The organism is Pseudoalteromonas sp. P1-13-1a (assembly GCF_001401875.1).
In the GTDB taxonomy this organism is placed as follows: Bacteria; Pseudomonadota; Gammaproteobacteria; order Enterobacterales; family Alteromonadaceae; genus Pseudoalteromonas.
The window spans coordinates 347,039-360,796 of sequence record NZ_LKDV01000001.1 but is presented as its reverse complement, the minus strand read 5'-3'; the positions used below and the strand labels follow the sequence as shown (position 1 = coordinate 360,796).

Annotated in this window: 10 protein-coding genes; 9 read left to right on the top strand and 1 reads right to left on the bottom strand. The window is 42.4% G+C overall.

All coding sequences use genetic code 11. The features are described 5' to 3' along the window. Window positions 1–112: 112 nt before the first annotated feature. From AN391_RS01670 to AN391_RS01645, 6 genes are all read left to right on the top strand, one after another. On the top strand, window positions 113–1,132 hold the full coding sequence (locus AN391_RS01670) for an XdhC family protein (RefSeq protein ID WP_055013775.1): 1,020 nt from the start codon (window positions 113–115) through the stop codon (window positions 1,130–1,132). A 1-nt stretch (window position 1,133) separates the two neighbouring features. Further along, window positions 1,134–1,742 (top strand): nucleotidyltransferase family protein, encoded by a 609-nt coding sequence (locus AN391_RS01665; protein WP_055013774.1) that lies wholly within the window; start codon window positions 1,134–1,136, stop codon window positions 1,740–1,742. A 193-nt stretch (window positions 1,743–1,935) separates the two neighbouring features. Then, a complete protein-coding gene (locus AN391_RS01660; protein ID WP_024032209.1) occupies window positions 1,936–2,424 on the top strand; it encodes a (2Fe-2S)-binding protein in 489 nt (162 codons plus the stop codon). A 12-nt stretch (window positions 2,425–2,436) separates the two neighbouring features. Continuing rightward, on the top strand, window positions 2,437–4,728 hold the full coding sequence (locus AN391_RS01655; protein ID WP_055013773.1) for a xanthine dehydrogenase family protein molybdopterin-binding subunit: 2,292 nt from the start codon (window positions 2,437–2,439) through the stop codon (window positions 4,726–4,728). Between the two features lie 82 nt (window positions 4,729–4,810). Next, window positions 4,811–5,782: a GTP 3',8-cyclase MoaA gene (gene moaA / locus AN391_RS01650; RefSeq protein ID WP_055013857.1), complete on the top strand. Its 972-nt coding sequence runs from the start codon at window positions 4,811–4,813 to the stop codon at window positions 5,780–5,782. A gap of 129 nt (window positions 5,783–5,911) precedes the next feature. Then, the gene (locus AN391_RS01645; protein WP_055013772.1) at window positions 5,912–6,949 is read left to right on the top strand and encodes a GGDEF domain-containing protein; all 1,038 of its coding nucleotides are present in this window, start codon (window positions 5,912–5,914) and stop codon (window positions 6,947–6,949) included. A gap of 8 nt (window positions 6,950–6,957) precedes the next feature. On the opposite strand, the gene AN391_RS01640 is transcribed toward AN391_RS01645, so the two are convergent. After that, on the bottom strand, window positions 6,958–7,896 hold the full coding sequence (locus AN391_RS01640; protein WP_055013771.1) for a LysR family transcriptional regulator: 939 nt from the start codon (window positions 7,894–7,896) through the stop codon (window positions 6,958–6,960). A gap of 119 nt (window positions 7,897–8,015) precedes the next feature. Here AN391_RS01640 and AN391_RS01635 point away from each other — a divergent pair, with 119 nt between their 5' ends. Genes AN391_RS01635 through AN391_RS01625 form a run of 3 tightly spaced genes read left to right on the top strand, consistent with a single transcriptional unit; the run spans window position 8,016 to window position 13,746 of the window. Next, window positions 8,016–9,182, top strand: a complete 1,167-nt coding sequence (locus AN391_RS01635) for an efflux RND transporter periplasmic adaptor subunit (protein ID WP_055013770.1) — start codon at window positions 8,016–8,018, stop codon at window positions 9,180–9,182. Between the two features lie 9 nt (window positions 9,183–9,191). Then, window positions 9,192–12,344 carry an efflux RND transporter permease subunit gene (locus AN391_RS01630; protein WP_055013769.1) on the top strand — a complete coding sequence of 1,051 codons (3,153 nt, stop codon included), beginning with the start codon at window positions 9,192–9,194 and terminating at the stop codon, window positions 12,342–12,344. Beyond that, a complete protein-coding gene (locus tag AN391_RS01625; RefSeq protein ID WP_055013768.1) occupies window positions 12,337–13,746 on the top strand; it encodes a TolC family protein in 1,410 nt (469 codons plus the stop codon). The genes AN391_RS01630 and AN391_RS01625 overlap by 8 nt, the downstream gene beginning before the upstream one ends. Window positions 13,747–13,758 lie beyond the last annotated feature (12 nt).

Here is a 13,758-nt window from a genome sequence, read left to right as displayed (position 1 = left end):
TTTTCACTTATTTATCGCTTGTGCAACTTAGCTATGTCCATAAATCTAGCAAAGTGACAGCATTATGATAATCGAAACACACGCATAGTAAGGTTTGTAATGGCAGTAGTTTATGGTTACTGATTTAAAAGGCATACTCAATACGTGGTATCCGCTTCGTAATGAGCAACAATGGGTGCTTGCTACTTTATATAAAATAGAAGGGTCGAGTTATCGAAAGCTGGGGGCGATGATGCTCATTTCAAGCCTAGGACAACGTTTAGGTATGCTTTCGGGTGGCTGTTTAGAGGCTGATATTCAGCGTCACGCCAAACAGGTTATGACCACCTTACATTCTAAAACAATCACTTACGATGCAACTGATGAAGACGATTTAACGTTTCAGCTGGGTATAGGCTGTGGTGGCGTGGTGCATATTCTTTTGCAAAGTGTTAATCGTGAAAACGAATACTTGCAATTAGATGCCATGTTTAATGCGCTAAAAAACAAGCAATCGGGGCACTACACACAGCAAATTAAACCTTTAGTGGCAAAGGGGGCTGGCGTTTTTAAAACCGTGGCGCAGCAACACAACTTATCTTTAAACCGCAAAGCAATGCTTGTAGAGCAAGATAAAACCCAAAGTTTACAAGTGGCTATTTACCCCAGCGCACATTTATTAATTGTCGGCGGTGGCGCGGATGCAATACCGGTATATGCGTTTGCTAAGCAGTTAGGTTGGATGGTGAGTGTATGGGATAGCCGCGCTGCAAATGCTAAAAGAGACTATTTTACGCATGCCGATCATATTTTGCGTTGTCCCGCTTCACAATTAAAGCAGTTTTGCGAACAACATAAAGTGGATGCTGCCGCTTTAATGGCTCACAGTGTAGAGCTTGATGCACAGGCGTTAGCCGCTCTTGAGCAAAGCCCACTAAAGTACTTAGGGTTACTTGGACCTGCACATCGCCGAGCGCAAGTTTTTGAGCATGCAAACACATCTGTAAACAAGGTGGTTGCCCCTGTATTTGGCCCTGTAGGGCTTAATTTAGGAGGAGACACCCCAGAGAGTATTGCCTTATCGCTCATTAGTGAAATACACGCAGTATTAGCGAGTAAAGATGCTACATCGTTAAGTAACTGGGGTAACTAAGGTGCGCGTAGCAAAGGTTATATTGGCCGCAGGACAATCGTCGCGATTTAACGGGTGTAAGCTAATAGCCGATGTAGGTAATAAACCAATGATTTGCCGCGCCGTAGATACCTTACAAGGGTATGACACATTACCCATATACGTTATTAGCGGTGCTTGGCATGCGCAAATTGAAGATGCGTTACATAGCTACAAAAATGTTGAAATACTGCATAACCCGCACTGGCAAGTAGGTTTAGGAAAATCCATTGCACGGGCAACGCAAGTTATAAGTGCTGCGCACGCATTGGATGGTATTTTATTTATGCTGGCAGATCAGGTTGAGCTTTGTACTGCAGATATAAATACATTAATTGATCATTTTAAAAACAAACCCTCGCGTTGGTGCGCTGATTATGGCGAGCGCATTGGCGTGCCTGCTGTATTTCCTGCCTGTGATTTTAAAACGTTAGCAGCGCTAAGTTGTGATAAAGGCGCCCAACATCTATTGCGAGACACAAAGGTCAAGGTAAATACCATTTTACTTAAGCAGGCAAGCACAGATATCGACACTCAGCAGCAATTAAAGCAGTTTATTGATAATAACAACAACCTAACGGCACGCGAATAAACTAAAAATATAGCCTAAACTTAAGGTTTAAATATTCAAATCAAAATTAAATTTTCAGAATTCATTACAGCGCGTTTGTAAATGTGCGCTGTAATGCAAAGGGTAATAATTTCAACGTACGTTGGTGTAAAAAGTAACGTGTATGGGTCATGCGTTATTTTAATTTTATTTAGGCTTAATCAAGGGGCAAGCTATGGTGACGTTTACAGTTAACGGCAAAGAGGTTAAATCGCAAGCAAGTGCAGATACACCTTTGCTGTGGGTTATTCGCGATGAAATAGGGCTAAAAGGAACTAAGTTTGGTTGTGGTATTGCCATGTGCGGTGCATGTACCGTGCATTTAGATGGGCAAGCGACACGCTCATGTGTATTACCCGTGGGCGCAGTGGCAGGAAAAAACATTACCACCATAGAAGGGCTCAATAATGCGCATCCGCTGCAAAAAGCATGGGTAGATGAGCAAGTACCTCAGTGTGGCTACTGTCAATCTGGGCAAATTATGCAAGCTGCTACGTTATTAGCTGACAATCCAAATCCAACCGAGCAAGAAATAGTAAATCATATGAACGGCAACTACTGTCGTTGTATGGCGTACAAGCGCATTAAATCGGCTATACAACGCGCCGCTGATGAATCGCAAAGTGCAGTTCAAATGTTTAACCCAAAAGAGCTAGACGTGTAACTGGAGCCGACAATGAAAAAACTATTTCAAAAAAATACCGAAACCGTAGACTTAAACCGTCGCTCTTTTATGATTAGCACAGCAACAGCTGGCCTAGTTATGGCATTCGCGCCGGCTTTATTTTCAGGTGAACTTAGCGCGAAAGAGTCGATTTCACAACAATCGTTTTCACCCACAATTTGGTGGACTATGAACCCGCAAGGTGAAGTAGAGGTGAGCATTGCCAAAGCTGAAATGGGTCAGCACGTTGGCACTGCTTTAGCACGTATTGTGGCAGATGAACTGGAGTGCGACTGGGATAAAGTATCAATCACGTATGTAGATACGCACGAGAAGTGGGGCTACATGGTTACAGGTGGTTCATGGTCTGTATTTCAAAGCTTTAAACCGCTTTCTCAAGCCGGCGCAGCAGGGCGCATAGCTCTTATAGACGCTGGGGCTAATATGCTTGGAGTTAAACCTGAGCAGTGCCACGCTAGTAAAGGGCGTATAATTGCAGGCGATAAGTCGCTCAGTTATGCCGATATTGTTAAACATGGTGAGTTTAACCGTACCTTTAGCAGCGAAGAAGTTGCAAAACTACCGATAAAGCCTGCCAACAAGCGCCACTTAACGGGTTTAAAGCAAGACTTTAAAGCCCTCGATATTCCGGAAAAAACAAATGGTATGGCTGTGTATGGCATAGATGTAGAGCTTGAAGGCATGGTGTATGCGCGCCCTGTGATCCCACCAACACGTTATGGTAGTGAAGTCACGCAAATAGATGATAGCGCCGCAAAAACAATAAAAGGCTATAAAGGGTATGAGATTTTAAATGACCCAAGTAACACTGTACAAGGCTGGGTGGTCGCTTTAGCTGACAATTACCCCAGTGCAATTAAAGCGGTAGATGCCCTAAAAGTAACTTATAAAAAAGGCCAAACAGCTAATGTTACAGAGGCTGATATTCAATCCCTGGGCGAAAAATTATGTAACGATAGCAACGCTGGCACCTTATTTGTTAATGAAGGCGACACCGCTAAAATGCAGGCTGAGGCAACGCAGTCGCTAGAGTCATTGTATACCACGGCAACAGCAAGTCATTATCAATTAGAACCGCTTAATGCGGTGGCAGAGTTTAAACAAGGCAAGTGGATTATTCATACTGGTAATCAGTGGCAGTCTTTAACACTACCTGCGTTGGCCAAAGCATTAGAGGTTGAACAAAATAACGTTATTATTCGTCCTTATTATTTAGGTGGTGGGTTTGGGCGTCGCCTATTTGGTGATTGGACTGTGCCCGCAGCGCTAACAGCCAAAGCGATTGGCAAACCTGTTAAACTGGTATTTACACGCGCTGATGATAGCTTATTTGATCAGTCTCGTTCTGCCTCCACCGCTAAATTAACAGCTTCGTTTAATGAAAAAGGCGAGTTAAGCGCTATGGAGCATGCATTTGCAGCAGGCTGGCCAACAAAAGCAATGGCGCCTGGCTTTTTATCACCTGGGGTTGATGGCAAAGGCAAGTTTGATTCGTTTTCAGCCTCTGGAGCCGATCACTGGTACAGCATGGATAATCACCGTGCTCGCGCAATTAATAATGAATTAGCGCAAAGCACATTTACCCCCGGCTGGCTTCGCTCGGTAGGCCCTGGCTGGATTGTATGGAGCTTAGAATCGTTTATTGATGAAATTGCTCATAAACAAGGGCTTGATCCGGTGGAGTTTCGTTTATCAATGCTCGATGGCAAAGGCAAGCAAGCAGGTAAAGCCCCTGAAAGCGTAGGCGGCGCACTGCGCTTAAATGCGGTACTTAAAAAAGTGTCAGCGAAGGTCGCAAATGTTAAGCTGGGTGAAAACGAAGGCATTGGTTTTTCAGTTAGTTCTGGTCAAGAGCGCAATATGCCTGCGTGGATTGCTACAGCGGCGCATGTGCATGTAGATAAAAGTGATGGCAAAATTACGCTTAAAAAACTGTATGCCGTGGTAGATGCAGGCTTAATAGTTCATCCTGATGGTGCATTAGCTCAGCTTGAAGGTTCGTTATTGTGGGGCACAAGCCTTGCTTTACACGAATCAAATAATTATCAAAACGGGCAAGTGGCGGCCACTAACTTTAACACTTACTTGCCACTTAGAATGCAAGATGTGCCCGATATGGACATAGAGTTTGTGCAAAGTGACGAGTTTCCTATGGGCTTAGGTGAGCCGGGTGTTATTGGTGTGGCACCCGCTATTGGCAACGCCGTATTTAATGCAGTTGGCGTAAGGTTACGTAATTTACCCATGAAACCGAGTGAGCTCAAAAAAGGCTTAACCGCCTAGTTAAACGCTAATAAGAGTGTATGGCGCAGGCTGTACACTCGTGTATTTAGCGATGTATTTTAAAATTGTTAAAGGCTTATTTATGCTAGTCGACCCAGCAGGGCGAAAATTTAGTTATCTGCGTTTATCTATTACCGATGTATGTAATTTTAAGTGTGTGTATTGTTTACCTGATGGGTATCAATGCGATCACGACCGAGACTTCCTGTCACTAAACGAAATTAGTAATACTATAAAAGCCTTTGCCCATCATGGCATATCAAAGTTACGCATTACTGGCGGCGAGCCCACCCTCAGAAAAGACTTTATAGATGTAATTCGTGCAGCAAAAGACACGCAAGGCATTACCAAAATAGCCGCTACTACTAATGGCTACTCTATGCATAAGCATATTAATAATTGGGTAGATGCGGGTTTAAACGCCATCAATGTCAGTATTGATACCCTTGACCCACGTATGTTTAATACGATTACCGGTCACGATAAATTCTCGCGCGTAATGCAAGGTATAGAAAGTGCGCTTGAAAGCGGCATCGAATCGGTAAAAATAAACAGCGTACTTATGAAACAGTACAACGGCCGAGAGCTTGATAGCTTTTTAGATTATTTAAAGCACAGACCCGTGACAATGCGCTTTATTGAGCTAATGCAAACTAACGATAACAAATCGTTTTTTGATGCTAACCATATATCGGGGCAATCCATAAAAGAGCAGTTGCTTCGCGCTGGTTGGCAGCCCATTATACGCGATGTAACGGCAGGGCCTGCACAAGAATTTTTCCACCCTGATTATATGGGGAAAATAGGGTTAATAATGCCCTACAGTAATGACTTTTGTAACACCTGCAATAGGTTAAGAATTTCGTCACTAGGGAAATTGCATTTATGTTTGTTTTCTGAGCAAGGTATATCGCTTAGAAAATACATGAGTGATAACACCAATCAGGCATTAATTAATCAGTTAGCACGTTATATAAAAACAAAAAAACCAACCCACTTATTGCATCAAGGTAATACGGGGGTTACAACAAACTTATCTATGTTAGGTGGTTAATCCTTATAGTAAGCTGTTTGGTTGGGTGCTCGTGCCTTTGTAGTGAGTAAAGTTAATGTTTTCTTATATCTACTTGTTATATTTAATTTTAGCGTTACACTAAATTTTTTATTATTTTAAGTTTTTTGAATGGATATAGCAGCGCTTAGTAGTACTAAATCATTAAGAAGGAACGTCCTGAAATGGATGTGCTTGTGCTTTGGTTTTGTCTCACTGTTTTTTGCTGCATTTAATATTATTGTAAATAACTTTGCTTTATTAGGGTATTTAGAAATAGCACTCAGTGTATTTTGTGCTTACACCTACTACCGCTTAAACACGCATGCGCTAGAGGTATGGCAATCTGTAGTTATGTGCATATTTGTCACCTTTGTTATTGTATTAGGCAACTATTTAGCTAAACCAATAAATGGTGTGTATGTGTGGTCTTTTGCGTTACCTATATTGTATTACCTGTTGCTAGGTAAGCGTTATGGCATTGTATTATCGGCTTTGCTCTTTGTACTTCAAGGTGCCATATTAGTAACAAAATCATCGCAACTTCCTCTAACTACGCTTAATTTCAGTTTAAATCTTGCCTTTGTTTATATCAGTATTTGGGCTATTTCTCATGTTTTTGAAGGTAGCCGTGCTTTATCATCTAAGCGGTTAAAAAATCTTGCTTTGTTAGACCCACTTACCGGGGCTGCAAACCGTTTATCAATGAATCATTACTTTGAAGTAGAGCTTAGAGATAAGTCGCAACTTTATTTATTTTTACTCGACCTAGACTATTTTAAACAGGTTAACGACACCTATGGCCACGCTGTAGGTGATAAAGTGCTAATTGAAGTAGCCACTTTATTACGAGTTCTATTAGCAAAAGGGTATGTATTTAGAGTAGGTGGGGAAGAGTTTGCTTTACTGCACTCTTTTACTTCTCAAAATGACGCTCTAACCATGGCCGAAACAATTAGATCAAAACTTAACAATACGGCACTTGATATTGATGGGCTAAACATCAAAGTGACCGCAAGCATTGGCGTTGTAAAATACCACCAAGGCGATACCCTTGAAAAATTTGTTATTAAAGCAGATAAACAACTTTACAAAGCAAAAGAATTTGGCCGAAATAAAGTATACTTTCAGTCAAGTGCCCATTTAAATGAAAAGCCTCAGGTAGCTTAACGAGCAAATTAGTACATTTGTTCAAAATTAGGGATGTTGTTTTCCCAAATTGGTTTGTCTTTCCCTAAATACTCCTTTACTGCATCAAAAAATAAGCGAGTTCTTACTGGTAAGTCTCTGTGCGGGTACAGGACATACATATGGCTAAACTCCTTTAACTTTACATCCGTTAAAATGGGCACTAATTGGCCTTGCGTTATTTCCTTATCAATAATAAACGCCGGGGCCACGAAGTAGGTAGTCCCTGAAATAGCTTTCATTAGCAGTACCTCGGCATCGTTTGCTCGGTACACACTGTTAATTTTCTGCTCGCATGGCTCGCCCTGACTATTGTAGTAATCTATGGTTTCAACCCGCATTGAATTACTTGCATAACTTGCGGCAGGTAACTTCGCCAATTCTTCTATGGTTTTTGGCATGCCATAGGTTTGTATAAATTCAGGGGCCGCTACAATAAGTAATCTATTGCGGGCAATTCTACGCGCAATTAACGAAGAGTCTTTAGGTTCTCCAATTCTAAATGCTAAATCAAAGCCTTCAGCTACAATATCAACAAGCCTGTCATCAAGGCGTAGCTCTACTTCTACTTGAGGAAAACGTTTTTGAAAGTCGTTAAGTACAGGCTGCAAATAACGTCTACCAATGAGCGTTGACGATGTGATTTTTAATACACCCCGTGGCTCAAGGTGATAGTTTTCTGCCATGCGTACGGTTTCACCAAGTAGCTCTCTTAGTTCACTTGCTTTTTTTATCATTTCGGCGCCGGCGGCCGTTAACGAAAACGAACGGGTGGTACGGTTTAATAGCCTAACGCCTAGTTCGTCCTCTAATCGACTGATTTGCTTTGATATAACGGAGCGGTCTATGTTTCTTATTTCTGCAGCTTTGGCAAAAGAACCTTGCTCAACGACCTCTAGTAGCATTAAAAGTCGGCTTGTTGTATCCATCACGATGACTCATTAATTTTTATTGATGCCATTTTGGCATTAATGAATTTATAAATCTATGGTTTTTGTCCGCAGGTATAGTCCGTAATATGCACGCTAATCAATAAAGGAGCGTCTACATGAACAAACATTTAATTGCTGCTGCACTCGCTGCGGCATCATTATCACTTGCGGGCTGTGCTGATGAGCGCGCGCCTCAAGCTCAGCAACAACAATTGCAGCCTATCGATGTTGCACCTGTGCTGGTAAAGCCGGTACAAAGCTGGCACACCTACACTACGCGCTTAGAGTCGCCAGAAGAGGTGGCGTTAATGCCACGTGTGTCAGGTATTATCGATAGTATTGAGTTTAAAGAAGGTGATGTGGTTAAGCAGGGCGATGTGCTTTTTCAGCTTGATAAACGTCCTTTTGCTGCTGTAGTTGCAAGTTTAGAAGCGCAAATTCACAGCGCTGAAGCAGCCCTTGAACAAGCTGTAAGTGAAGATAAACGTGCAATGCGATTATTAGAGCGTAAAGCTATTTCTACAGAGCAGGCGCAAGCACGTACTTCAACGCTTCGCCAGCGCGAAGCACAACTTGCAGCACTACAAGCACAACTTACCTCTGCAAAGCTCGATTTAGAATTTACCTCGGTGGTATCGCCAATTGATGGCATTATTTCTCGTGCAAACATTACTAAAGGTAATAACGTTTTAGCAGGGCAAAGTGTATTAACGTCTATTGTCTCTAACAAAGCAATGTATGCCTACTTTGATGTTGATGAGCGTACATGGAATAGCGCTTTTAATGATGTAACCGCCCAAAGCCGCCAAACCGTTGTTATGCAAAAAGTAGGGCAAAAAGAGTTTGCCTACCAAGGCCATATTAATTTTATTGATAACCAAATTAACTCAGCCACAGGTACTTTACGTGTTCGTGCGGTATTTGAACAAGACAGTAATCAACTTCGCGCAGGTTCTTTTGCTCGCATTAAATTGGCAGCAAATGAGGTCAGTGAAAAAGTAATAATTCCTGAGCGTGCTATTGGCACAGATCTAAAAAATCGCTTTGTATTAACCGTGGGTGAAAACAACGTTCTTGAATACAAATTGATTGAAGTAGGCGAACGTTATGGGGCGTTACGTGCTGTTACATCAGGCCTAAATGAAGGTGATGTTATTGCGGTAAATGGCCCAGCACGTGTAGGCCCTGGTATGCCTATTTCGCCTAATACAGTCACAATTGATACCGATGGGGTTGCCTTTACACTGTCAAACGACAACGCCCAGTTAATGGCTAAGCAATAAGGTTTATCGATGAAATTTTCACACTTTTTTATTCAGCGACCAATATTTGCAGCCATGCTGTCGTTGGTTATTTTAATTGCTGGTGGTATATCACTGTTTCAACTTCCTGTAAGTGAATACCCAGAAGTGGTACCACCAACGGTTGTAGTAACTGCAAATTACCCGGGCGCAAACCCTACCGTTATAGCGCAAACAGTGGCAACGCCACTTGAGCAAGAAATCAATGGTACTGAAAACATGCTTTATATGTTTTCGCAAGGTACCAGCGATGGCCGCATGACATTAACGGTAACCTTTGCGTTAGGTACGGATTTAGACCGTGCACAAGTACAAGTACAAAACCGTGTAAACAGTGCATTGCCACGTTTACCCGAGGAAGTTCAGCGTTTAGGTGTTGTGGCCGAAAAATCATCACCCGATTTAACCATGGTAGTGCATTTATATTCGCCTGAAAAAACGCACGACACAGCGTACTTATCTAACTATGCCGACATTCATATTAAAGACGAGATTGCCCGTTTACCAGGTGTAGGCGACATTCAATTATTTGGTGGTGGCAAATATTCAATGCGCGTGTGGCTAAACCCAGATGCATTAGCAGCCCGTGAGCTTACTGCAACGGATGTTGTGGCCGCTTTGCGCTCGCAAAATCAGCAAGTTGCCGCGGGTAGCTTAGGTGCACAGCCAATTTCTAACGACAGCCAATTTCAAATTTTATTAAACGTAAAAGGGCGTTTAAATAGCGTTGAAGAATTTGAAAACGTTATTATTAAAGTAGGTGACGAGGGTCAGTTAACACGCTTATCTGATGTAGCACGTGTAGATTTAGGTCTAGATACGTACGCACTTCGCGCCGAAATGGATAACCAGCCAGCACTTGCAATGCCAATTTTTCAACGCCCAGGTTCAAATGCGATTGAGCTTTCAGACCAAGTACGTGAAACAATGGCGCGTTTGTCAGAAGATTTCCCAGCGGGTGTTGAGTACGACATTGTATATGACCCTACGGTATTTGTTCGTGGTTCAATTGATGCGGTAATCGCTACATTGCTAGAGGCAATAGTATTAGTTGTTATTGTTGTAATTGTATTTTTACAAACATGGCGCGCATCTATTATTCCACTGATTGCAGTGCCTGTATCATTAATTGGTACGTTTGCGGTTATGCAGTGGTTTGGCGTGTCTATTAATACACTCTCGCTATTTGGCTTAGTTTTGGCAATTGGTATAGTTGTGGACGATGCCATCGTTGTGGTTGAAAACGTAGAGCGTAATATTGAGCAAGGATTATCGCCACTAGAAGCAACACGTGTAGCCATGAGTGAAGTTACAGGCCCAATTATTGCTATTGCTTTAGTATTAAGTGCGGTGTTTATTCCTACGGCGTTTATTACTGGGTTGTCTGGTCAGTTTTATAAGCAATTTGCGCTTACAATCACAATTTCGACTATTATCTCTGCGTTTAACTCACTGACGTTATCGCCAGCGCTTGCTGCATTGTTATTAAAATCGCACGATGCAAAACCAGATGCGTTTACTCGTTTACTGAATAAATTGTTTGGTCGTTGGTTGTTTGAACCGTTTAACCGCGTATTTAATCGCGGTGCCAAAGGGTACGAAAAACTAGTACAAAAGCTTATTCGTATGAGTGTAATTGTTATGGTGGCCTATGTTGCGCTGGTGGGCGGTACAATTAAATTGTTTGATACCGTACCTGGTGGCTTTATTCCACAACAAGATAAGCAATATTTAGTGGCCATTGCGCAACTACCCGATGCAGCAAGTTTAGACCGCACTGAAGATGTAATTTCGAAAATGCAAAAAATTGCGTTAGAAGTACCTGGTGTTGCTCACACTGTTGCGTTTCCTGGTTTATCGGTTAATGGGTTTACGAATAGCCCGAACAGCGGCATTGTATTTACACCACTTGAAAGCTTTGATAAACGCACAGACCCTAGCCAATCGGCAATGGCCATTGCTGCGCAGCTAAACCAACGTTTTGCGGCCATTGATGAAGCATTTGTAGCTGTATTTCCGCCACCGCCAATTCAAGGCTTAGGTACAACCGGTGGCTTTAAATTGCAACTTGAAGACAGAGCAAATAAAGGCTTCGACGCGCTATTTAACAGCTTACAAACTATTATTGGTAAGGCTCAGCAAGACCCAGCGTTAATGGGTATGTATTCAAGTTTCCGTATTCAAGTGCCGCAAATGGACATAGACATTGACCGTGAACAAGCACTTATACAAGGTATTCCACTTGATGAAGTATTCGACGCACTGCAAGTTTACTTAGGCTCAGTGTATGTAAATGACTTTAATATGTTTGGTCGTACTTACCAAGTAAATGCGCAAGCTGATGCTGATTACCGCCTTGATCCTGAGCAAATTCTTAACCTAAAAGTACGTAACAGTGCAGGGAACATGGTCCCACTTGGTTCTGTACTAACGGTGACACCAACAATAGGGCCTGACCGTGTAATGCATTACAACGGTTACCCAAGTGCAGAACTAAACGGCAGCCCAGCACCAGGTTACAGCTCTGATCAAGCACAAACCGCGATCGAAACAATACTTGCAGATAATCTACCGACGGGTATTGAATACGAGTGGACAGAAGTAACCTACCAGCAAGTACTTGCCGGTAATACCATGGTTTATGTATTCCCGTTAGTTGTATTGCTTGTATTTATGGTACTTGCAGCGCAGTACGAAAGCTTACGTTTACCACTGGCAATAATATTAATTGTACCTATGACTATTTTCTCTGCGTTATTAGGGGTGTGGCTTGTCGGTTCAGACAACAACATATTCACGCAAATAGCGTTAATAGTACTGGTGGCCTTGGCTTCTAAAAACGCGATATTAATGGTTGAGTTTGCAAAAGACAGACACGACTCAGGATTAACGCACATAGAGGCAATACTTGAAGCATGTCGTATGCGTTTGCGCCCAATATTAATGACATCAATTGCCTTTACAGCAGGGGTTGTACCACTAGTACTTGCAACGGGGGCAGGTGCCGAAATGCGCCATGCTATGGGTAACGCCGTGTTTGCAGGCATGATAGGGGTAACCGTATTTGGTTTACTATTTACCCCCGTGTTTTACATGTTAGTTGTTAAAAAGCAGCAAAAAGAGCAGGAGTTATCACATGACTAAGTTAATGACTAAACGTGTAAAAACGCGCTTAACGCTAAGTGCTGTGTTAGTGGCTGCTGCTTTATCTGGTTGCGCAAGCAAAATAGATACTCGCAGTGAGCAAAACGCCATTAACGATTTTGTAGCACAGGCTAATATTGCAAGCAATGTGGCGACAGCTGATGAAACTAACTGGTGGCAAAAGCTAGAGTCAGAGCAGCTCAATGCCCTTGTTAATAGCGCGCTTGCTAATAACTACGACTTAAAAACGAGTCAATTAACGCTGAAAAGTGCACTTGCAAGATTAGGCGAGCAAAAAGCGCAATACTTACCACAAGGTGGTGTTGAAGTAGGCGCAGCTCGAAGCGATGCGCCCAGTGTGTATGAGCGCCAATCAAGTGCAAATGTCGCTCTTAACTGGCAACTTGATTTGTTTGGTCGAATTACAGCCTTGGTTGATGCCGCAAATGCATCAACCATGAGCCAAGCCGAGCAAGTGCGTTTATTGCAAATTGAAGTTGTATCGTCAGTGGTGAAAGGCTTTGTAAGCTACCAAGGCAATGTTCAAAAACAGCAGATCATTGCGATGCAAATTGAAGCACTTGAGCAAAGTATTGACGTATTGCAAGCACGTGTAGACGAAGGCGTTGCTAACGAGCTTGATTTAAACCGCACTATGGCACAGCTTAGGCAGCAAGAAGCCCTAATGCCTGCTATAGAGTATGCTAAATACAGTGATTTATCGGCACTGGCCGTGCTGAGTGGTAAATTAACCAAAGATCTAGCTATAAACGATGAGCAAAACATACTTGAACACGACTTTAGCGTAGCGCTTAAAAATGCCAATGAAGCTATTGCGCTTCGCCCTGATATAAGCCGCGCACTTTATGATTTTAGTCAAGCTAATAGCTTGAGCGTAGCTGCAAGCAAAGCGCTACTGCCAGACATTAGCTTATCGGCCTTTGCAGGCGTGGTGAGCATAGACAGCACAGGATTAAAAAATACTGACCAACAATGGCAAGTTGCGCCACAGTTACAGTGGTCAATATTAAGTTATCCAGCTCTACTTGCTCAGCGCGACGCACAGCAGTTTTTAAGTGAAGCTGCTTACAGCGACTATCAGCAAATAGTATTAAGTGCGGTGACTGAAAGTGAACTTTCACTGCAAATGTTGGTCAACCAACAGCAACAAAAAACGTTTGCAGATGAGCGTTTTGACTTTGCTAATAAAGCGTTTTTACAAGCACAAGCCATGTACGAAGAAGGACAAATACCGTACTTAGAGTTGTTAGATGCGCGTCAGGATGTTTTAATAGCCCAAGAAAATGCGGTTGATACAACTATTACAGCTTTGCTTGCGAAAGTTAAAGCTTATCAAGCATTTAATGGCCAATGGAGCTATGCACTTAACAGCGCAAAATAAGTAGAGTTAATT